This window comes from Shewanella decolorationis, from assembly GCF_004354305.1.
GTDB lineage: Bacteria > Pseudomonadota > Gammaproteobacteria > Enterobacterales > Shewanellaceae > Shewanella > Shewanella decolorationis.
In genome coordinates this window covers 2393670-2414938 of the sequence record NZ_CP037898.1, presented here as the reverse complement: position 1 = coordinate 2414938, position 21269 = coordinate 2393670, and the positions used below count along the sequence as shown (strand labels likewise).

The 21269-nt window shown below is 48.3% G+C and carries 17 protein-coding genes; 5 read left to right on the top strand and 12 right to left on the bottom strand.

Annotation, left to right across the window (positions count from 1 at the left end; translation table 11 throughout):
• Window positions 1–117 precede the first annotated feature (117 nt).
• Entirely contained in the window at window positions 118–1086 is a 969-nt protein-coding gene (gene pbpG, locus EYR25_RS10960; RefSeq protein WP_133180060.1) for a D-alanyl-D-alanine endopeptidase, read from the bottom strand.
• 292 nt (window positions 1087–1378) lie between these two features.
• Entirely contained in the window at window positions 1379–2305 is a 927-nt protein-coding gene (locus EYR25_RS10955; protein ID WP_133180058.1) for a LysR family transcriptional regulator, read from the bottom strand.
• A gap of 168 nt (window positions 2306–2473) precedes the next feature.
• On the opposite strand from EYR25_RS10955, the gene EYR25_RS10950 reads away from it, so the two are divergent.
• Complete coding sequence (locus EYR25_RS10950) at window positions 2474–2977, top strand: lactoylglutathione lyase family protein (protein ID WP_023268076.1); 504 nt, start codon at window positions 2474–2476, stop codon at window positions 2975–2977.
• 106 nt (window positions 2978–3083) lie between these two features.
• Here the strand turns inward: EYR25_RS10950 and lysS are convergent, their stop codons facing one another.
• Window positions 3084–4586, bottom strand: coding sequence for a lysine--tRNA ligase (lysS, locus tag EYR25_RS10945; RefSeq protein ID WP_037414843.1), 1503 nt, complete (start codon window positions 4584–4586; stop codon window positions 3084–3086).
• A gap of 29 nt (window positions 4587–4615) precedes the next feature.
• Window positions 4616–5714, bottom strand: a protein-coding gene (prfB, locus tag EYR25_RS10940; RefSeq protein WP_161629216.1) for a peptide chain release factor 2 whose coding sequence is annotated in 2 segments (ribosomal slippage) — window positions 4616–5638 and window positions 5640–5714 — 1098 coding nt in all. Because the reading frame shifts where the segments join, the coding sequence is not laid out codon by codon here.
• A 516-nt stretch (window positions 5715–6230) separates the two neighbouring features.
• Here prfB and fdhF point away from each other — a divergent pair.
• Window positions 6231–10529, top strand: coding sequence for a formate dehydrogenase subunit alpha (fdhF, locus tag EYR25_RS10935; RefSeq protein ID WP_133180056.1), 4299 nt, complete (start codon window positions 6231–6233; stop codon window positions 10527–10529).
• 102 nt (window positions 10530–10631) lie between these two features.
• Here fdhF and EYR25_RS10930 read toward each other — a convergent pair whose 3' ends face one another.
• The 5 genes from EYR25_RS10930 to ohrR all read right to left on the bottom strand — a co-directional run bounded on the left by EYR25_RS10930 (window position 10632) and on the right by ohrR (window position 17118).
• Window positions 10632–12296: a methyl-accepting chemotaxis protein gene (locus EYR25_RS10930; RefSeq protein WP_023268073.1), complete on the bottom strand. Its 1665-nt coding sequence runs from the start codon at window positions 12294–12296 to the stop codon at window positions 10632–10634.
• A gap of 129 nt (window positions 12297–12425) precedes the next feature.
• Window positions 12426–13577, bottom strand: coding sequence for a chromate efflux transporter (gene chrA / locus EYR25_RS10925; protein WP_133180054.1), 1152 nt, complete (start codon window positions 13575–13577; stop codon window positions 12426–12428).
• A gap of 441 nt (window positions 13578–14018) precedes the next feature.
• Entirely contained in the window at window positions 14019–15182 is a 1164-nt protein-coding gene (gene rlmC, locus EYR25_RS10920; protein ID WP_133180052.1) for a 23S rRNA (uracil(747)-C(5))-methyltransferase RlmC, read from the bottom strand.
• A 182-nt stretch (window positions 15183–15364) separates the two neighbouring features.
• Window positions 15365–16540 carry a glycerol-3-phosphate dehydrogenase/oxidase gene (locus EYR25_RS10915; protein WP_133180050.1) on the bottom strand — a complete coding sequence of 392 codons (1176 nt, stop codon included), beginning with the start codon at window positions 16538–16540 and terminating at the stop codon, window positions 15365–15367.
• 80 nt (window positions 16541–16620) lie between these two features.
• Complete coding sequence (ohrR, locus tag EYR25_RS10910) at window positions 16621–17118, bottom strand: transcriptional regulator OhrR (RefSeq protein ID WP_133180048.1); 498 nt, start codon at window positions 17116–17118, stop codon at window positions 16621–16623.
• Between the two features lie 128 nt (window positions 17119–17246).
• On the opposite strand from ohrR, the gene ohr reads away from it, so the two are divergent.
• From ohr to EYR25_RS10895, 3 genes are all read left to right on the top strand, one after another.
• Entirely contained in the window at window positions 17247–17672 is a 426-nt protein-coding gene (ohr, locus tag EYR25_RS10905) for an organic hydroperoxide reductase Ohr (RefSeq protein ID WP_023268064.1), read from the top strand.
• Between the two features lie 225 nt (window positions 17673–17897).
• Window positions 17898–19322, top strand: a complete 1425-nt coding sequence (locus tag EYR25_RS10900) for a cytochrome C biosynthesis protein (protein WP_133180046.1) — start codon at window positions 17898–17900, stop codon at window positions 19320–19322.
• A 98-nt stretch (window positions 19323–19420) separates the two neighbouring features.
• Window positions 19421–19606 carry a hypothetical protein gene (locus tag EYR25_RS10895; RefSeq protein WP_023268062.1) on the top strand — a complete coding sequence of 62 codons (186 nt, stop codon included), beginning with the start codon at window positions 19421–19423 and terminating at the stop codon, window positions 19604–19606.
• Window positions 19607–19971: 365 nt separating this feature from the next.
• Here the strand turns inward: EYR25_RS10895 and EYR25_RS10890 are convergent, their stop codons facing one another.
• The 3 genes from EYR25_RS10890 to EYR25_RS10880 all read right to left on the bottom strand — a co-directional run bounded on the left by EYR25_RS10890 (window position 19972) and on the right by EYR25_RS10880 (window position 21255).
• The gene (locus tag EYR25_RS10890) at window positions 19972–20262 is read right to left on the bottom strand and encodes a hypothetical protein (RefSeq protein WP_023266578.1); all 291 of its coding nucleotides are present in this window, start codon (window positions 20260–20262) and stop codon (window positions 19972–19974) included.
• 61 nt (window positions 20263–20323) lie between these two features.
• The gene (locus tag EYR25_RS10885; protein ID WP_133180044.1) at window positions 20324–20848 is read right to left on the bottom strand and encodes a class I SAM-dependent methyltransferase; all 525 of its coding nucleotides are present in this window, start codon (window positions 20846–20848) and stop codon (window positions 20324–20326) included.
• Window positions 20845–21255: a hypothetical protein gene (locus EYR25_RS10880; protein ID WP_133180042.1), complete on the bottom strand. Its 411-nt coding sequence runs from the start codon at window positions 21253–21255 to the stop codon at window positions 20845–20847. The genes EYR25_RS10885 and EYR25_RS10880 overlap by 4 nt, the downstream gene beginning before the upstream one ends.
• Between the last annotated feature and the right edge of the window lie 14 nt (window positions 21256–21269).

Genomic DNA, 21269 nt, shown 5'->3' with positions numbered 1-21269 from the left:
AGCCAATCAATCCTCTACAACAAAGGACTAGGCAAATACCAACAAAAAGGCCAGAAGAATTCTGGCCTTTTTGTTCGATAGATAAGCAATTAATGCCTGCCTCTGGTTGCAGTGAGCTTAGGTCTCGCTGACTTTGGCAAACTGTTGCTGACTGCGCTGCTTTTTATACTGTTTAGCTTCGGCAGGGATCGGTGTGACTTTGCCGGTTTCTAACCAGTTTCGTAAACGGTTGGCATCCGCCATATGGGTGTATTTACCATAGGCATCGAGCACCACAAAGGCCACTTGGCGCTTAGCCATTTCAGTACGCATCACTAAACAATGGCCGGCCTCATTGGTAAAGCCAGTTTTGGTGAGGTGAATATTCCAATTATCTTTGTAAACCAATCGGTTAGTATTTCTAAAGTCGAGGCTGTACTTAGGCTTACCAAAGGTAACAGTTTTCTTTTCGGTCGAGCTTAACTGACCTAACATGGGATAACCTTCGCTCGCCTTGAGCAGTACCACCAGATCGCGGGCACTCGAAACGTTTTTCTCTGACAGCCCAGTTGGCTCCACATAGCGAGTATTCTTCATGCCGAGGGCTTTTGCCTTAGCGTTCATCGCCTTAATAAAAGCCTTATGACCACCGGGATAATGGTGGGCAAGACTCGCCGCCGCACGGTTTTCAGATGACATTAATGTCAGCAATAACATATCTTTACGGCTGATTTCACTGCCGATACGCACTCGAGAGTACACACCGCGCATTTCCTTAGTGTCGTTGATATTGATAGCAAGCTTTTCATCCATGGGTAACTTAGCATCTAAGGTCACCATGGCGGTCATCAGCTTAGTCACAGAGGCAATCGGCCTTACGGCATCGGGATTACTGGAATAGAGAATTTCATTAGTTTTAAGATCCACCACCATTGCACTATTGGCCGCCACTTCCTGCTGTTTTGCAGTAGTTTTTTTACTAGTGGTTGCTTTTGTGGCGGTGCTTTTTGTAGTGACAGAGGCCGAATCGGCAGAATGCGCTGTCGCGGCAACAGTTAAACTGCTGCATACCAAGATAAAACTACCAAGCAGAGAAGGGATCTTCATGTAGATTTCACTGAGTCGTTAAATAAGTCGAATGTGCTACGGCACAGGGTTGAAGCTAAGTATAAGAGGTCTGCGCATAAAGGAATAGAACACAACTCGATTTTTATCAGCAATATCAGCAGTTTTTAGCCTTAATTCGCAAAATATTTCTATATTGTTAATACGCTAAAAAACTCATCAATTAAGTACTTAATACCAATAAAAATTCTAACTGCAATTATCAATACTGAAAACTATGTCATTTTTAGTATGACAAGCCAAACAATCACATTCATCAGGGAATTTTTAGCCGCTATTCGTTGGCAATCAGACGAATCGTTAAGTCAATAAATGCCTCAAAGCGAGAAGGTAAAGGCCGAGTGTTTTTATGCACTAAATACAGCGACTCCTGCACTTTTTGCTCAAGTTCTACCGCCCATAAACTCTCCCTAGGTTTAAAGGCGTTGACCGTAGTTAAAGGAAGCACAGTAAAACCAATGCCTTTAGCGACTGGCAGTAAGATTTGATTGAGCTGATTAACATATCCCCTGCGTGGGATCTGCTGGACGATGCCACTCGCGTGTCGCTTACTCCTACGGGCATTGAGTGTCGCTTCAGCGTCGCCAAAATTGGCCCTGAGGACTTGTTGCAGATAATATTGTCCATCGGGATGATCAATAAAGCCTATTTGTTCAAGGCGTTCCCTATCTAACGGCATACTTCGATACTGACTTGGCAGCACTAAAGCTAACTCCGCATAGCCTATGGCTTGATAACTGAGTTCAGCTTCATCTGTGCGCTTAGTGACTATGCCCACATCGAGCTGGTTATTTAAAATGCCCGACACTATACGTTGGTTGGGCGCCGCCTCTAGCATCACATTCAAGCCGGGATACTGAATTTGTCTCTCTAGAAAGTGCGGATAGAGCAAACTTGCTATCGCCCCCGAGCAACCAAAACGGCACTCACCAATATAGCGATCGTCGGTTTGTAATCGTGCTAACAGCTCAATTTCGGCTTGTAGATAGTCACAGGCATGTTGATAGAGAATGCTACCCGCCTCAGTCAGCTCAAAGCGCTTGCCCTGCCGCTGAATCAGAGACACCCCCACCTGTTCTTCCAACTTTTTAATATGTTGGCTAACGCCAGGTTGAGTCATAAACAGCTTTTTAGCCGTCAGGGTAAAGTGCCCGACCTCAATCAAGGTCACGAAGGTCTGCAGCCATTGTTGATTCAGCATATGCACTCTCTATCGATCATTCCATCCACCAAGCATAAACATAAATTATCAAAATAAGAAAATTTGATAATTTTTAATTGTTAATAGAACGCCATAAACTGACTCCATCGCTACTGAAGCTGTGATGATTCGGCTTTTGGGCACATTACATTCGCACTAGGAGTTAATATGAATACACCTTACCCACGCACCTTTTCGCATATTGGTATTTCGGTCCCCGATCTCGAGGCAGCGGTTAAGTTTTACACTGAGGTACTTGGCTGGTATCTGATCATGCAGCCAACAGAAATTATTGAAGACAACTCGGCTATCGGTGAGATGTGCACCGATGTATTTGGTCCTAATTGGGGCTCTTTTAAAATTGCTCATTTATCGACGGGCGACCGAATTGGCGTCGAGCTATTCCAATTCGCGAATCAAGTGAACCCAGAGAACAACTTTGAATATTGGAAAACTGGCGTATTCCATTTCTGCGTGCAAGATCCTAACCTTGAAGAACTTGCCGAAAAAATTGTCGCCGCTGGCGGTAAAAAACGTATGAAGGAGCCGAGATATTACTATCCAGGCGAAAAGCCGTACCGCATGATCTATATGGAAGACCCCTTTGGCAATATCCTCGAAATCTATAGCCATAGCTATGAGCTACATTATGCCAGCGGTGCTTATCAATAAGTCAGGCTATTAAATAATGACCCAATAAAAAAACCAGCCAATTGGCTGGTTTTTTATTGTTCGCTAAATGCTGGAGTTGGTGTTTAATCAACAACTCCAATCAGGCTTAGGCCTGTGGGCGCATCGCTGGGAACAGGATCACGTCACGGATAGTGTGAGTGTTAGTGAATAACATCACTAAACGGTCGATACCGATACCTTGACCCGCTGTTGGTGGTAAACCGTGTTCCAGTGCAGTGATGTAGTCTGCATCGTAGAACATGGCTTCGTCGTCACCCGCGTCTTTCGCGTCAACCTGTGCTTTAAAGCGGCTGTCTTGGTCTTCAGCATCGTTTAATTCGCTGAAACCGTTAGCCACTTCACGGCCACCGATGAAGAATTCAAAACGGTCGGTGATGAAGTGATTGTCATCGTTACGACGTGCCAGTGGCGAAATGTCCGCTGGGTAGCCAGTGATGAAAGTCGGTTGCATTAACTGCCATTCAGCAGTTTCACCGAAGATTTCTTCTAATAGCTGACCACAGGTCCAGAACTTCTCGATCTTTATGCCTAGGCTGATAGCCAGTTCACGCATGAATTCAAGATCTTTCACTTGCTCGTAGGTCATGGCTTGGATAGTCGCGTTGTCAGGATTATACTTCTGAATCGCTTCTAACATGCTCAGACGCGCGTATGGGCCACCAAAATCAACAGTGTGCTCGCCGTATGGCATTTGCGCGCTGCCTAACAGTTCAATCGCGATAGAGCTTAACAGTTCTTCGGTTAAGTCCATCAGATCTTTGTAGTCTGCATAGGCCATATAGAATTCCATCATAGTGAATTCTGGGTTATGGCGTGGCGACAGACCTTCGTTACGGAAGTTACGGTTGATTTCGAACACACGTTCAAAACCACCTACCACTAAACGCTTGAGGTATAACTCTGGCGCGATACGCAGGTACATTGGCATGTCCAGCGCATTGTGGTGAGTGATAAATGGACGGGCAGAAGCGCCGCCTGGGATCACGTGCATCATTGGGGTTTCAACTTCCATGAACTCTTTTTTGATCATGAAGTTACGGATAGCAGCAACCACTTTTGAACGCATGACGAAGGCTTGACGAGATTCTTCGTTAACGATTAAGTCCACATAACGTTGGCGGTAACGGGTTTCTTGGTCGGTTAAGCCATGGAATTTTTCTGGCAGAGGACGCAGTGCTTTAGTCAGCAGTTGGTACTCTTCCATGTTCACGTACAGATCGCCTTTACCAGACAAGTGCAACTGACCCGTTACGCCGATGATGTCACCGATATCCAGACCTTGGTATTTATCCTTCAGATCAGCTTGAACGCCCTTTTCAGCATAAGCTTGGATACGACCTGACACGTCTTGGATCACTAGGAATGGGCCACGTTTTGCCATGATACGGCCAGCGATGCTGGTTCTAAAACCTAAGGCTTCGAGTTCTTCCTTAGTGTTTTGACCGTATTTTTCCTGCAACTCAGCCGCTTTGTGGGTGCGACGGAAAGTATTAGGGTGAGCATTAGCGCTGCAGTTCGGGCGAATGCTATCTAGCTTGGCACGACGCTCGGCAATCAGTTTGTTTTCATCTTGTACTTGTTCAGTCATCTTATTTCTCGTCTATACCTTTGAATTAATTACAGCCCTGATTTCAAACTGGCTTCGATAAACTTGTCCAGATCGCCATCGAGTACCGCTTGGGTATTGCGCGTCTCCACGCTAGTGCGTAAGTCTTTAATACGGGAATCATCCAATACATAAGAGCGAATTTGGCTGCCCCAACCGATATCAGACTTGGCATCTTCGGCGGCTTGCTTTTCCGCATTTTGCTTATGCATTTCTAATTCAAACAGTTTGGCTTTTAACTGCTTCATTGCCGAATCTTTGTTCTTGTGCTGCGAACGGTCGTTCTGGCACTGCACTACCGTGTTAGTCGGTAAGTGGGTAATACGTACCGCAGATTCGGTTCGGTTAACGTGCTGACCACCCGCACCCGAGGCGCGGTATACGTCGATACGTAAGTCAGCAGGATTAATGTCGATGGTGATATCGTCATCAATCTCTGGGTAAACGAATACCGAGCAGAAAGAAGTATGGCGACGGCCCGATGAGTCGAATGGCGATTTACGCACTAAACGGTGTACGCCCGTCTCGGTGCGTAACCAACCGAACGCATACTCACCGGTAAATTTAATGGTCGCGCCCTTAATGCCGGCGACGTCACCGTCAGTGACTTCCATCAGCTCAGGGCTGAATCCGTGGGCTTCGCCCCAACGCAGGTACATACGCAGTACCATGTTGGCCCAGTCCTGTGCCTCTGTACCGCCACTGCCCGATTGAATGTCTAAGTAACAATCGGAGGCGTCATGTTGACCAGAGAACATACGGCGGAATTCGAGTTCGGCCAAACGGCTCTCTAAATAATCCAGCTCTTTGGTGGTTTCATTGAAGGTGTCTTCGTCTTCTTCTTCGATGGCAAGCTCTAGCAGACCTTCAACGTCTTCTAGACCTGCGTCCATATCATCGATAGTTTTGACAACGGCTTCGAGGCTGGCGCGCTCTTTACCTAGGGCTTGTGCACGTTCTGGCTCGTTCCACACCTCAGAACTTTCAAGTTCACGGCTGACTTCTTCTAGACGCTCATGCTTAGCATCGTAGTCAAAGATACCCCCTAAGAAGCTGCGTACGCTCGGCAAGCTCCTTAATTTTGAATTTTACTGGATTAACTTCAAACATGGATTTTTAACTTCGCTTTATTTTTGCCGTTTCAATGGAGTTTCCATCAAAGGAGGCGGCGCTTAACGGTAATTGCAACCGCGCATTTTAACCTAACAACGCTGGTAAACCTAGGGCGTGTTGACACTTCAGGGCGATTTTATCAGCCTAAAAAGCACCGTTGGCGCCAGCAGATTAACAGACACAGCCGAGTTAAGACTGTGATCTTACATGAAATAACCCGTTTAACGCCTCTATCAAACATAAATTTGAGCAAGCTAAACAGTGATAATCACTAAAAATATTAAAGGATTAAACGAGATACAGATAAATCCAATACAAAATACCAAACAAATCACAACTTTCCACCAGTAAACCCTCACCAGCGCACAGTCTGACACGGGTTTGTGATAACAACAGCAATTTAGCGTCAAACTTCCCCCGCCCATAAGCGTCTTCTAAAGCGCTCTAGTTATACTCAAATCCACCTTAAGCCTGCCAAGCAGCAAGCACCCTACAAATATAAAAGGCCTTGGGATGATAGAACTTAACATCGACAATCACAGCGTCACGGCCGAGCCGAACGATAACCTATTACAAGCGGCCCGTAAGGCGGGTATAGCCATTCCGAGCCTATGCGATCCAACGGATGCGACACGGCAATTGGACGCAGCTCCTAACGCCGATAAACAGGACTGCAACCTCTGCCTAGTGCAAATCGAAAATACCGATGCCAGCCTGCGCTGTGTTAAAGCCTGTGAAACGCCCGCTGAAGCAGGCATGAAGGTCATCACCCAATCGGCATATTTGACCAAACAGCGCCAAGCGGCACTGAGCACAATTTTAAGTGACCACTTTGCCGATTGTGAGGCGCCCTGCCAACAGGCCTGCCCTGCGGGCGTCGATGTGCAAACTTACCTGTACCACATTGCCCAAGGTGACCACACCCAAGCGATTAAAGTCATTAAAGACACCCTGCCGCTACCGCTGTCGATCGGCCGAGTCTGCCCTGCGTTTTGCGAAAGCGAATGCCGCCGCGGCCTCGTCGATGACCCCATTGCCATTCGTCAACTTAAGCGCCACGCCGCCGATTTAGACTTGGCCGACGATGAACAAGGCGGCAGTTATCAGCCGCCGCGCCTCGCAGACACAGGCAAGAAAATTGCCATTATTGGCGCGGGCCCAGCAGGCTTAAGCGCGGGCTATTACCTGTCAAACCAAGGGCATAATGTTGAGATTTTTGAAGCCATGCCCAAGGCGGGCGGCTGGCTGCGCTACGGGATCCCCGAATACCGTTTACCCAAGGCGATTCTCGATAAAGAAATCGAGCTGCTGTGCCGTAATGGGTTAATCATTCATACCGATACTCGCCTCGGCCATGAAATTCACTTAGCCCAGCTAGTCGCCGATTTTGATGCGGTGTGCCTCGCCATCGGCGCCCAAAAGGCGGTGCCGATGAACTACAAAGGCTCAGCACTTGCGGGCTGTTACCTTGGGGTGGATTTTCTTAAGGATCACTGCCTCGACAAACAATTGAAGTTGGGCAAAAAAGTCGCGGTCATTGGCGGCGGCAACACCGCCATCGACTGCGCCCGCACCGCGGTGCGTGAAGGTTGCGATGTCACCTTAATCTACCGCCGTACCCGCGCCGAAATGCCCGCCGAAGCCTACGAAGTACACGAGGCAGAAGTCGAAGGCGTGAAATTCCACTTTTTAACCAATCCCATTGAAAATCATAGTGATGATAACGGACGAGTACAGTCGGTCACCTTTAGCAAAATGGCGCTCGGCGAAGCCGATGCCTCGGGCAGACGCGCGCCTGTGGACACGGGAGAAACCTTTACCGAGGCCTTCGATACCGTTATCGCCGCCGTCTCCCAAGCGCCGGATCTGAGTTTTATGCAGGATCCTATGGGGCAACTCAGCCAAGGTGAACTGGCGCTGAGCCGTTGGAACACGCTAATGGGTTGTGAGCAAACCATGTCATCGGGAGTCGAAAAACTGTTTGTGATGGGCGATGCCCGCAGAGGTCCTGCCACCGCCGTAGCCGCGATTGGCGATGGCCGCAAAGCGGCAATCGCTATTGATAAGATGCTAAAAATTGGCCTTAGCTGCGATTTACATGCCCATGAGTTTAACTCGGTTAAAACCATTCCAAGCGCCCCCATTCCAAGCGCCATTAAGCAAACCGAAACAAGATCAAAAGCAGGGTCAAGGCTTTATCCCCATACCCCGCGCCAGCCCCGCTTGAAAATGCCCGAACTCACGGCGCTGCAGCGGCTGCTGAATTACAGTGAAGTTGAGTTAGGCTTTCCCGCCGATGCCGCCATGCAAGAGGCGGCGCGTTGCCTCGAGTGCGCCTGTCAGGCCAATACCGACTGTAAGCTGAGGGATTACGCCACGGATTACGGTGTCGAGGCCAAAAGCTTAGCCACTGAAAATGCACGGCATTTCAGTGTGGATAAAAGTGCGCCCTTTATTCAATTCGATGCCAACCGCTGTATTAGCTGCGGTAAGTGCGTCGATGTGTGTCAGCTGCAGAGTGGCCACTGCGCCATCCAATTTAGCCAAGATTCCTATCAAGCGCTGCCGCAGGAAATCAGCCAAACCCTTGAGCGCCGCGCGCCGAGAGTCGGCTTTAGTGCGAGTATGGCCGATAGCCAGTGTGTGCAATGTGGTAACTGTGTGCAAGTATGTCCGACAGGCGCACTGGTCGATGCCCGAGATAAATGCCAAGGGGATTGTACAGAGTTAAAAACCGCCTCGACGATTTGTACTTACTGCGGCGTGGGCTGTCGTCTCGACCTTAAAATCGACCCTAGCACCAATCGCATTCGCCACATTGAAGGCAATAAAGACTCGGTCGTTAACCAAGGCATGTTATGTGTTAAAGGACGTTTTGGTTTCGATTTTATTCACAGCGACAAACGTCTTACTACGCCACTGATCCGTAAAAATGGCGAGCTACAACCTTGTAGTTGGCCCGAAGCCATCGACTATGTAGCAAAACGCTTAAGTGAGATAAAACAAAAAGATGGCAGCAATGCCCTCGCAAGTCTCGCCTCTGCCAAGGCCACCAACGAAGATAACTTTGTGCTTCAAAAGTTTGTTCGTAGCGTCCTTGGCACCAACAATATCGATCACTGCGCTCGCCTCTGCCACTCATCTACGGTAACGGGCTTGCAGCAGAGCATTGGTAGTGGCGCCATGACCAATGATATTCCGAGCATCAAGGACTCGGACGTCATCTTTATCTTAGGGTCGGATACCACCTGCGCCCATCCGATTATCGCCTCAAAAATCCAGCAAGCGGTGATGCAACACGGCGCGCGTTTACTGGTCGCCGATCCTAAACGCGTTGGCATTGCCGAAAAAGCCGAGCTGTATGTCGCTCACAGACCGGGCACGGATGTGATGCTGCTCAACGCCATTATGGCAGAAATTATTCGCCACGATTGGCAGGATAAAGCCTATATCACCGAGCGCACCGAAGGTATTGAGGCCCTCTATGCAGAGTTAGCCAAGCAGGATTATTCCCTCGAAAACGCGGCGCTTATCACAGGCGTAAAGGCCGAAGACATTGCCCGCCTCGCGCGTACCATAGGCACGGCCGAAAAGACCGCGGTTTACTACGCCATGGGCATCACCCAGCATACGACAGGACACGATAACGTCACCGCCATCTCTAATTTGCAGCTACTTTGCGGCAATATTGGTGTGTCTGGCGCGGGAATAAATCCACTTCGCGGCCAGAGTAACGTTCAAGGCGCCTGCGATATGGGCGCACTGCCCAACTATTTTACCGGTTACCAAAAGGTCACGGATATTCATGCCAGAATGCGTTTCGAAAACCACTGGCAAACGCCGTTATCGGGGGAGATTGGCGTCACCGCAACCCATATGATGCACGATATTGCCAAGGGCAAAATTAAAGCTTTGTATGTGATGGGTGAAAATCCCGTGCTCAGCGATCCCGACCAAGCCCATGTACTTAATGCCTTGAGCAAAATTGAGTTTCTGGTGGTACAGGATATCTTTTTAACCGAGACGGCCGAGCTTGCCCATGTGGTATTACCCGCCGCCGCATTTGTGGAAAAACGCGGCCACTTTACCAACACCGAACGTCGGGTACAGCGACTCGAGCAGGCACTCGCCTCTCCGGGTGAAGCCTTACCCGATTGGCAGATAGTGCAAGCCGTCGCTAACGCCATGGGCGCAGGCTGGGACTATGCCAACGAGGAAGCCATCTGGCACGAGATCAACGAGCTCACTCCGCAATATCGCGGCATTCGTTGGGACAGATTAAGTGTCGATGCAGATGGTAAGATTTCTCAAGGTATTCAATGGCCTTGTCCAGATGAAACCCATCCCGGAACACCGATTATGCATCAGAGCCAATTCACTCGAGGCTTAGGCTTATTTACGCCTGTCAGTTATCGCCTACCTGCTGAAATGCCCTGCAACGATTATCCACTGACGCTCTCAACAGGGCGGCTGTTGGAGCAATTCCACACGGGCACACTCACCCGTAAAACACCTGGGCTGGATTTACTCGGCGCGCCTAAGGTGATGATTTCGGTTTATGATGCGGAGCAACTGGGGATCCATAACGGCGATAAACTTCGCCTCACCACCCGCCGCGGAGAGATTGAAATCGATGCCTTTGTGACTAAACGCGCCCAAGCAGGCGTGCTGTTCCTGCCGTTCCATTTTGTCGAAGCCGCAGCGAACAAACTTACCATCAATGCGCTCGACCCTGTGGCTTATATTCCCGAATATAAGGTCTGTGCAGTCAGGGCTGAAAAGGTGACTGCGAACATTAATGAAACAGCTTAAGGCTTGGACATGACAGTACATCAAGGTTAAGTCCAAAGATAAATATTAAAAACGGGAGATGTTATCTCCCGTTTTATTTTATAACCCAATAATAAATCAGTATTAAATTTTAAACTGCCCAACCAACTTGCCAAGGTTAATGCCTTCCTGCGATACGGTTTGGCTTACTCTGGCCGCATCTTCACTGGAATGCAGTAGCTCGTTAACGATCTCTTGGATGGCATAAACGTTACGGTTGATTTCTTCGGTCACAGAGCTTTGCTCGGTCGCCGCCGTCGCAATTTGAGTACTCATATCATTAATCGCGGTCACCGCCGATGTCACAGATCCTAAGCTCTCGGAAATAGCGCGGGAAGAATCCACCGAACGTACGCAGCTCTGTTGACTCTCGTCCATGGTTTTTACCGCTATAGCCACCAGCTTATGGAGCTCTGATAGCATTTCGTTGATTTCTAAGGTACTTGCCTGAGTCCGGCTGGCAAGATTACGCACTTCATCAGCCACCACGGCAAAGCCACGGCCCTGTTCACCAGCACGTGCCGCTTCAATCGCCGCGTTCAATGCTAGTAAGTTAGTTTGCTCGGCAATGCCACCAATGACCGAAAGCACACTGTTAATCTTTTGCGATTGCTCGCTTAGGGACTTAATACTGCCCGCGGCATTATTGATTTGCGACATCAGTCCAGCAATCTCTTCGAGTGAAGCATCAACACAACGCTGAGCATTAGCCACATCACCTGTAGCAGCTTGGGTCGCCTCGGCCACTTGGGTGGTATTTTGCGCCACTTCACTCGCGGTAGATGACATCTCGGTAATGGCCGTCACCACTTGGTCTGTCTCGTTGTTGTGGCTAAGCAGTTGGCTAGACATCACTTTGGTTTGATCGTGAATCGCATTGGCGGCGGATTTCACTTTTGCCGTGGCGTTTGCCACATCGCCGATAATGGTTTGAAGTTTATCGACAAACAAGTTAAAGGCTTGACCTAACTGAGCAATTTCATCCTCGCCCTTCACGGTTAAGCGTTTAGTTAAATCCCCTTCCCCCTTGGCAATATCATTAAGATTAACGGCCATATTTTTAATGGGTATCACCATACGATGGGCGGCAACCATGATAATAAAGGCGGTAATCCCCGTCAGCACGAGGGCAATTAATAGGATCATGTAGGACTTATCTGTCATCTGCTCGGTAACAGTTTGGCGGTAATCCTCCACCACGGCTTCAATATCATCTATATAAGCACCAGTACCTAACATCCAGTCAGTCCCAGGAACCATCATCACATAGCTAATCTTCTCGATTTGCTCGTTAGTATTAGGCTTTTGATAGTAATAGGAAAAGTTACCGTCACCGCGTTTGGCCGCATCTAGCAAACCGACAATGATCTTAGTACCCCGAGGGTCAGTCATATCGATTTTGTTCTGCCCCTCAAGATTTGGCATTAGGGCATGGAAAATATTTTTCCCTTGAGAGTCGTACATAAAGAAATAGCCAGCAGTACCGAAACGAATATCCCGCAGGGCTTGATTCACATTCCCTTTATCTTTCAATGACAATTGGTATTGCACGATTCCAGCGGCAATCTCTGTGGCTTCTTTGATTTGTTGCTTCCGTTCACCGACCAATTTCGTTTTAAAGGTCACAACTTCTTCCGAGAGGGACTCCTGCTCAACATAATAAGAAACCACCATGAGCACGAGTAAGGTCAATACGAGGGGAAATAAAGATAACAGCAGTAATTTGTTACGCAGGCTTAAATTCGACATGCTTGCTTACTCCAGATTAAATCGGGTTATATTTTTTATCTGGTTGAAGTATAGCCAAAAAGGTGCAATCACTCAGAGTTAGAGTTAACAAAATTTCCTTTAATTTGTAAAAATTACCTTCTCTTTGCATTACATCAATACTATCAAAGCCATACCACAAACACTAAAGCCGACTACCAATAATAACATCGGCAGTTTGAAGATCTTTAATGCACCAAAACCGAGCAAAACCAACGCCATATCCACAGCAGACAATACCCCTTGGCTGAATACGGGTTGATATAGTGCCGCCGCTAACAATCCCACCACACCGGCATTTACACCGGCAAGCATGCCGGCAATCTTGGGCCTGGCCGCAATCGCATGCCAGCTCTTTAAGCCCACCAGCATCAATAAAAATCCCGGCAAGAAAATAGCAAGCGTTGCGATAGCCGCGCCGACAAAGGGATTGTCTAGCATCATTTCTGCGCCAAGGAAGGTGGCAAAGGTGAACATAGGCCCAGGCATAGCCTGGGCAAAGGCGTATCCGGTGAGGAAGCGATCGCTACTCAGAGAATCGCCGACCGCCGTCTCAAGCAACGGCAGCACCACATGACCGCCACCGAAGACTAAGCTGCCAGCGCGATAAAACTCACCAAATATCCCCGCTTCAACGCCAAGATTTAAGGCAAAAAAGCTCGCCACAAACAAGGCGATAAATATAGCTAGGCTAAGGTAATTCAAGCGAATGGGTTCAGGTTTTTGAGGCTCGCTCTCGGTTGCACTCAAAAACGATAAGCCTAAAAGCGCGGCAAGGATTAACAACGCAATTTGGGTCCACAAGAACGGGAAAATCAGTATGCTCGCGGCGCAGCCAAGCATCAATAAACGCGCGGTTTTACGCTGGCAAAACTGGCTAAACATCGCCAGCACAGCATCTGCAACCACGACCACAGCCAACAGCTTTAAGCCATGAACTATGCCCTGCATATAATCGTTACCTAACCAAGCGGCTGTGGTTACAGCAAGCAAATACATCAATATAAAGGAAGGCAAGGTAAATCCGGCAAAGGCGGCTATGGCACCAAGTAATCCACCGCGATGATAACCAATAGCAAATCCCACCTGACTCGAGCCTGGACCCGGCATAAATTGGCTTAAAGCAACTAAGCTGGCATAGCGTTTATCATCAAGCCAGCCGAGTTCGTTGACAAAGGTTTGTCGAAAATAGCCGATATGTGCAGCAGGCCCGCCAAAGCTCAACAGACCAAGGGTAAAAAAACGTAAGAATATCTGCAGCATATGCTTTGCCTTTCGATGCATAAAATAAGCAAGATTATGCCATTAAAAAGACATTTTGATGAAAGCAAAATCAGTAAGACAAAAAACATTCAACCAAAGGTAAAAATGAGCAACATTCCATTTTATACCAATCACATTAAATATCTAATCAGTTCAGAGCCTTACTGGCATCTCAATCCAAGGCGCATTGACGAAGAAATGGTTATTCTTTTTTTAAGCCAATTTAACACTGGAGTGAGATGCCTGTGAGGCTCCCGAAGGGCGGAGTTGAACGGGCTTTATACTACGTTTAAGGCTTTCGACAGAGCGCCACTATGCCTTTAAGCCTTCCCCTTGTCTAAAGCACGTTTAACTCCCGCTGAATGAACAGATATTTAATACGATTGGTATTATCAACCTCTAAATTGAAGATAACGAACAACTGACTAGGAGAACATTCAGTTAGCTCGCTGAGTCTTTCACTAATAGCGCTAACACTTCGAAATGATCCGAGTGAGGAAAAAGATCGAACAACTGCACCTTAGTTAACCGATAGCCACGGATATGGCCGAGATCTTTGGCTAAGGTTTTAGGATTGCAGCTGGAATACAAAATCGCCTTAGGCGCAAACTCACTTAAGGAATGACACAGGGACTCACCAATCCCGCGACGCGGTGGATTGACAATAATCAACTCTGGCTTAGTTTGCGCCGCCTCGCCCTTGGCAAAGTCGGTGGAATCGAGCGCCATAAACTCTACTTTATCCAATCCCATCAACTGCGCCGACATCTTAGCGCAGGCAATGGCTTCGGCTTCAATTTCAATCCCTATCAGTGGGATGTTTTTGCTAGCACAGTGCAAACCAAAGCCGCCCACCCCACAGAATAAGTCCCAAAGGGAAGCCGGCGCGAAGTCGGCCACCCACTCACGGGCGGTTTGATACAGCTTTGCCGCCACCTGCGGATTGGTTTGAAAAAAGCTCTTAGGACGAATAAACAAAGGCACATCGTTAAAGCGCTCTTCGAGGCGAGTGTTTTCGGTGAGAAAAATTTCCTCCTCACCCTCCAAGATAGCCATATGAACAGGTTGCAAATTGACGGAGATGACTTTGATCTGCGGATATTCCGCCATCAGCGCAGGCAATTCTCGCTGAATACGGGCGATGGCATCCCGCGAGCGCAGCACAAAGCGCAGCATATACTCGCCACGCACTTGGCTGCGCGTCAGTAGGATAAATTTAAGCTCGCCCTTGGCCTTATCGACACGGTAAGGCGGAATGCCCGCTTGCTGCACAAAGCGCTCTAAACGGTGGAGTAAGGCTTGCATATCAGCAGGATACAACAGACAGTCACACAGGCTCACCGCCTCGCCGCTGGGGCTAACAATCCCCAACACAGGTGCATGTGCAGCGCCCAAGGCGACCATTTTCGCCTTGTTACGAAAACCGCTGCTGTCACCCACAACTGGAGGTAAAAACTGTGGTTCGGCGTTATCGACAAAAGGCGCTAACAACTGCTGCAATTCTTGGGTTTTGGTCGCCAGTTGCTGCGCCATAGGGAGCTTAATATGGCGACAGGATTGGCATTGGCCTCGTTCAAAATACCCACATTGTACTAATGTACTCACAGCATCGTACCCACAGCAGTGCCCGTCTATCTTATCTATTGAGATGGCGAGTGAAATTTGGATGACAACTGAAGCCTAACAAACACACTAAGGCCCCAGTCAAAAAGCGCCACACTTTAGCGCTTTTGCGCCGAAAAATCACCTTGAAGTGCAGCATTGGCCGATAGATAGTCCGGCTCAGATTAACTTAACCTCAGGCTATCTACATCGGCGATGGGAGTGCGCTTTCCGAGTTTTTGTTCGACCCACTCAAGCACTTCGGCCGAAGTGCTCCTAAAGGTCGTGAGCTTGCCGCCGTAGAGACTGAGTAATCTTGGGTGAGAAACTGAGGTTTGCATTAAAGTATCCCTTGGCCGCTCAAAGGCAGAGCTCGCTTGCTTAGGTAATACCCTCACGCCGCAAAACGTCTGCACTATCTTAGTTTTGAGTTCATCAATCGAGGCCGACAGTGGAAAGTAGTGTCGATAAATCCCTAATAGATAATTTATTTCAGACTCAGTTACTTGGGGCGGTGTATCTATGGATGTTAACTCGGTTTCTGTGGTGCCAATTAGCAGTTGACCATACCAAGGCATCACAAAAATCACCCGCTTATCGAAGCAAGATTCTAAATATAAGATGCCGTCAGGGGCGGGTAAATCCAGCAGTAAATGCGCGCCCTGCACCCAATCAAGTTCGACTCCAGCCAGTGGCGGTGACACCTTTGCTATCACCTCATTAACCCAAGGACCGGCGGCATTAATCACCAGCTTAGCGTCAATCTGCTGCACTTCGCCGCGATGGCGAAAACTTAGGTCAATCTGCTCACCCAGATGATTAAGCTGTAAAAACTCCGCCTCGGCATACACATGGGCGCCCAATGCCTCGGCACTTCGCGCCACCGCTTGAGTCAGCAATTTATCGTCGGTTTGCGCGTCCCAATACTGGAACACGGCCTTCAAACCTTGGAGTTTAAGCCCGTTAAAACGATGCCAATGCACGGCGGGAATAGATACAAAGCGACCGAGCGGATCAAATTCGCTGAGTAGCGCGTACAGACTCAAGCCCGCCCGAATTGTCCAAGGGTTACGCTGACTGTCTTGATAGACGGGAATATAAAAAGGCACGGCTTTGACTAAGCTTGGCGCAAAGTCGAGCAGATGGCGACGCTCCTGCAAGGATTTACGCACAAGGTTCACTTGCCCGCTTTCGAGATAACGCAAACCACCGTGGATTAACTTGCTGGAATTGGCCGAGGTTTGGCCGCCAATCTCGCCTTTTTCGATAAGCAGGGTCGAATACCCCGCCGCCGCCGCGTATTGGGCGATACCGACACCGCTGATCCCACCACCGATAATCGCAATATCGTATGAACTCATATCGTCTATATCCATTCCGTCGCTTTAATGGTGCGTTTATCCATGTTCCACTCCCTTGCTATCACAGATTGGCTTTCACACTATTCGATGCTGGCGTGCAATTGCTTTAAGGCTTTGTCACACATGGATTTTAGCGCCTTAAGATCTTCTATCTCAGCACCGATTTTACAGCGCATCAGATGCGGGATTTCACTGGCCTCGAGCTTTAGCGCCTGCCCTGCACTTGTCAGAGACAATACCCGAACCCTTTCATCTTGGTCGCTGCGTCCGCGACTCACCAATCCCTTCGACTCTAAACGTTTTAACAGGGGCGTCAACGTGCCCGAATCGAGGAACAATTTATCCCCTAGAGTCTTCACGCTGATCCCCTGCTCCTGCCACAACACCAGCATGACTAAATATTGGGGATAGGTTAAATCCAACTTATCGAGCATAGGACGATAGGCGCGCACCATGGCATTGGCGGCACTGTAAAGAGAGAAACACACCTGATTCTCTAAACATAAGGCATTGTCTGCTTGGGTATTTTCAGCAGTATCCGAGGTATTTCCCAATGATGATAACTCTGAGTTAGGCATAGCTTATCCAAAAACTTAAATATATTGCGCACAATATACTTGCATTCAGGGTAAAAATCGAATTATAGTTTACCACAATTAAATTGCACGCAACCCAAATTACTTTTTATCACTATGAGGAACGAAATATGAAAACATTATATGAAACCCGTGCTACCGCTAGAGCTGGTCGCCAAGGCCAAGTTAGTACCGATGATGGCTTACTCGATGTTGCGCTCGCCTACCCCAAAGCAATGGGCGGAAGTGGATTGGCAACCAACCCAGAGCAACTGTTTGCAGCGGGTTATGCGGCCTGTTTCTCTAATGCGGTTTTACATGTCGCCAAAATTGGCAAAGTGGCGATTACTGAAGCACCAGTCAGCGCAGTTGTTGGCATTGGCGCCAATGATGCAGGTGGTTTTGCTTTAACCGTTTCTTTAGAGGTCAATCTCGAACTGCCCCAAGCCGAGGCCGAAGCCTTAGTACGTCATGCCCATCAAGTGTGTCCTTACTCCAACGCCACACGAAATAATATCGATGTAAAACTGAGTGTTAATGGCGCGGTGTTAAACTAAGCCCACAAGACAACAGTCACTATCGTCTAAAAAGCACCTCTGGGTGCTTTTTAGTTATCTGCCGCGAATCGCCCTTCCCATAAACCTGCCTCACTTCCCAAAAACCAGCTAATCGCGAGTTAACTAACATTTCTTAATGCTCAATTTAATCAAGGGGATCTAAATCAGTAGAGTAGTAGTCAGAAAACCATTTAAACAGATTATGCCCACTATTGTGGAGGCGCTATGACTAAATACTTAACCAAATTCGCTCTGCTATGTTCTTTAGCATTGGCCATGTTGAGCACATCAAGTTGGGCCGAAACGCCCAATAACCCGGACCAAACTTGGCATTATGTGAACGCCCAAGGTGAGTTGAAGATCAAGCTTTACTTCTTTTGGTCGAAAACCTGCCCACACTGCGCCGAGGCCCATCCGTTTATCGACTCACTGCCGCAGAAATACCCTTGGATAGAACTCGAATCCCATATGGTTTCGGCTCCTGGCGTGCAGGATATTTGGCAAAATATCGCCTCCAAAACCACGACAGAGGCTCGCTCAGTGCCTTATATGGCCAGCTGCGAGAAAGCCATTGTCGGTTATTCCAGCGAGGCGGTGACCGGTGAGTTTTTAGTGAATCGCTTAAAGAACTGTTACTTATCCCTAGGCGGCCAGCTAAGTGAAGCGGATATGCCAACCACAGGAACGCCAGCTACAGCGCCGACCAATAGTGAGCCCCTTTTTGGCACTTGTGGAACCGACTCAGGTGAAGGCACCTGCGATGCCACCAGCCTTGCGAGTAACGATCAAGCCGAAGTGCAGCCCGTTGAATTACCACTTGTGGGTGTAGTCACGCCCGAGACCATGTCGCTCCCACTATTAACCTTAGTGCTGGCGGGTGTCGATGCCTTTAACCCCTGCGCCTTTTTCGTGTTGCTGTTTTTACTGTCGATTATGGTTAACGCTAAGAGCCGCAGCCGCATGCTGTTGGTTGGCGGTATCTTCGTGTTCTTCTCCGGCTTTATTTACTTCCTGTTTATGACGGCCTGGCTAAACATCTTCCAACTGTTAGGCGCGGGCAGCGATGGCGGGATGATCATTCTAGCCGCGGGGATCTTAGCCTTGATCGCAGGTACGATAAACGTGAAGGATTACTTCTTCACTAAGGGCGAAGTAACCCTGTCAATGTCGGCGGAAAACCGCACTAGCCTAATCAAACGCATGGGCAAACTGTCGAACTCCAGCAGCCTAGGCGCGCTGATTGTCGGCTCAACCGTACTGGCTATTTTAGCCAACGCCTACGAGCTACTCTGCACTGCGGGCTTCCCGATGATTTATACCAGCGTGCTATCCATGCATAACCTGCCGGACATCGAGCGCTATATGTATTTGGTTTTATACAATATTGTTTATGTGATCCCACTAGCGATTATTGTGATTGTGTTTAGTGCGACCTTAGGCAAACGCAAGCTGACCGAAAAAGAAGGCCAAGCGCTCAAGCTGATGTCGGGCGTGATGATGTTTGGTATGGGTGTCGCGCTAGTGTTAGATCCTACAGCGCTGCAAAGTGTTGGGCTAGCACTGGGATTAATTCTGGGGTCATTAGGTTTAACCGCCATCATAGTACTCAGCCGTAAGTTACTCGCGGCAAAAGCGAATAAAGCGGCATAAGCAATAGCAGAGGTTCGAATTGGCAAACTCAGGATAAAGGTCTAAAGTAAAACCTGAGCTTGCCGATACAAAGACTCAGCTTACAATTGAGGTTAGTTATGTCTATTTCACTGAACACCCAAGCTATCACGCCAAACTTAGAAAACGGTGCCGTTGGCGTAAAAGTGGCCCAGTTAGCCAAGGAGCAGCAAAAGGCGGAAGGTCAAATTGCCGTTGATTTAATTAACGCAGCCGTACCTCAACCCGTTGGAAATACAGGCCACAATATCAACACCACGGCCTAATCCTCGCTCTGTATTGATAAAAAAGCGCCCCGAACTTCGGGGCGCTTTTTTAATTGGTCAAATTGAACGAGCTAATGTGAGCTTTTAATAATACCAATCACATTAAATATCTAATCAGTTCAGAGCCTCACTGGCATCTCAATCCAAGGCGCATTGACGAAGAAATGGTTATTCCCTTTTAAGTCAATGTAACACGGGAGTGAGATGCCTGTGAGGCTCCCGAAGGGCGGGGTTGAACGGGCTTTATACTGCGTTTAAGGCTTTCGACAGAGCGCCACTATGCCTTCAAGCCTTTGCCTTGTCTAAAGCCCGTTTAACTCCCGCTGAATGAACAGATATTTAATACGATTGGTATAACCCCAGCACTAAGAAAAGGCATTGCCATTGACATGCATAATGGTGAATGTCCACACCACAAACGCGAGTGGAATATGCACTAAGGCGTAGAAGCATTGATCCAGCCGACTCATTCCCTTGGCCAGCCAAATCAAATACAGGTGCAGGCCAATCACCATAGGGAACAACATAAATAACGGATATAAGGCAAACGGGCTGGCATCGGCCAATAGGCTGTGACTCAACAGCGCCCAAGCCACCATCAGCGCCGTGGTTAAAGGTGGCGTGGCAACACGATACTGCTCTGGATACGGGAACATCCTTGGCCTCTTACACTTCTTCAATACTAATATGGTCAGTCGCCCCGTGATGGGGTAACGTCTAGGGTTTTCGTGCGATTAGCTGCGCCTTGGCACTTTCAGTACCCGCAGCATCGCTTAACCGACCTTCAAAGTAATGCAAAGGTTGCCAGTTAGCAAATACGGATTGCAGTTCGTTCTGCGTGAGTAAAAAATCAGGGTTGCGAGGTCGACCAATTTGCGCCTGTTGCCAAGTAAAGGTCTCATACACAATGAGTCCTCCGCGCTTAAGGCTCGCAGCGATTTGCGGAAACAGTGGTCGATGTAAGTAATTAAAGACTAAAACAATATCAAAAGACTCTTTGGGTAACTGAGGCGCGCTGCCGTCTTCTAAATTCCATTGCAATTGATGTGCTTTGTCGTGAGTAAGCTCGGCTAAGGCACCCAAATCCTGGTCGATAAAGGTCACTTCACAACCTTGGGAGAGAAACCACAGACCATTTCGGCCCGAACCACAGGCTAAATCCAATACCTTAAGCCCTGTAAGCTCAGGCCATGGAAACTGGGCAATTAAGCTCGAGGCAGTGCTGAGTGTAGCGTGTGTCATCCCTTTATCTCTTTTTTAGTGTCTATCTGTTTGCGATGCACTATCGAATAGTGCCTCAGCCCCGATGGGCCATGGGATACTATCACAGATAAAAATAACACTAAGATAAACAGTTCTGGCTTGTAGTTGGCAAGCGGCACAAATAGGCAAAGTAGCCCTAATTTCCCGAGAGTTAACACCCCCTTGAGCTGAATTAACCAACGCCAATCTCGAATAATTTCCCACAACATCAATATGCTGCCGGTAATCATCGCCAAATACCAATAATTGAGCCATAGGGATTTCTCAACGGAAAGTAATATTCCGCCGCCCGCACCAGCAATCCCCAATATATGTAAAGCCCTGAAACTCGTTTTCGTGAGTCGCTGCATCCAAAAACGTTTTTCAGATATCTGCTGCCTCGCCATAGATTTAACCCCTT

Excerpts from the sequence above, each read along its gene's own strand:
- fdhF (WP_133180056.1), top strand. The coding sequence starts at position 6,231 with ATGATAGAACTTAACATCGACAATCACAGCGTCACGGCCGAGCCGAAC.
- EYR25_RS10880 (WP_133180042.1), bottom strand. The coding sequence starts at position 21,255 with ATGGCGAGGCAGCAGATATCTGAAAAACGTTTTTGGATGCAGCGACTC.
- EYR25_RS10890 (WP_023266578.1), bottom strand. The coding sequence starts at position 20,262 with ATGTTCCCGTATCCAGAGCAGTATCGTGTTGCCACGCCACCTTTAACC.
- EYR25_RS10900 (WP_133180046.1), top strand. The coding sequence starts at position 17,898 with ATGACTAAATACTTAACCAAATTCGCTCTGCTATGTTCTTTAGCATTG.
- EYR25_RS10895 (WP_023268062.1), top strand. The coding sequence starts at position 19,421 with ATGTCTATTTCACTGAACACCCAAGCTATCACGCCAAACTTAGAAAAC.
- EYR25_RS10955 (WP_133180058.1), bottom strand. The coding sequence starts at position 2,305 with ATGCTGAATCAACAATGGCTGCAGACCTTCGTGACCTTGATTGAGGTC.
- EYR25_RS10930 (WP_023268073.1), bottom strand. The coding sequence starts at position 12,296 with ATGTCGAATTTAAGCCTGCGTAACAAATTACTGCTGTTATCTTTATTT.
- ohrR (WP_133180048.1), bottom strand. The coding sequence starts at position 17,118 with ATGCCTAACTCAGAGTTATCATCATTGGGAAATACCTCGGATACTGCT.
- chrA (WP_133180054.1), bottom strand. The coding sequence starts at position 13,577 with ATGCTGCAGATATTCTTACGTTTTTTTACCCTTGGTCTGTTGAGCTTT.
- EYR25_RS10915 (WP_133180050.1), bottom strand. The coding sequence starts at position 16,540 with ATGAGTTCATACGATATTGCGATTATCGGTGGTGGGATCAGCGGTGTC.
- EYR25_RS10885 (WP_133180044.1), bottom strand. The coding sequence starts at position 20,848 with ATGACACACGCTACACTCAGCACTGCCTCGAGCTTAATTGCCCAGTTT.
- EYR25_RS10950 (WP_023268076.1), top strand. The coding sequence starts at position 2,474 with ATGAATACACCTTACCCACGCACCTTTTCGCATATTGGTATTTCGGTC.
- ohr (WP_023268064.1), top strand. The coding sequence starts at position 17,247 with ATGAAAACATTATATGAAACCCGTGCTACCGCTAGAGCTGGTCGCCAA.
- pbpG (WP_133180060.1), bottom strand. The coding sequence starts at position 1,086 with ATGAAGATCCCTTCTCTGCTTGGTAGTTTTATCTTGGTATGCAGCAGT.
- lysS (WP_037414843.1), bottom strand. The coding sequence starts at position 4,586 with ATGACTGAACAAGTACAAGATGAAAACAAACTGATTGCCGAGCGTCGT.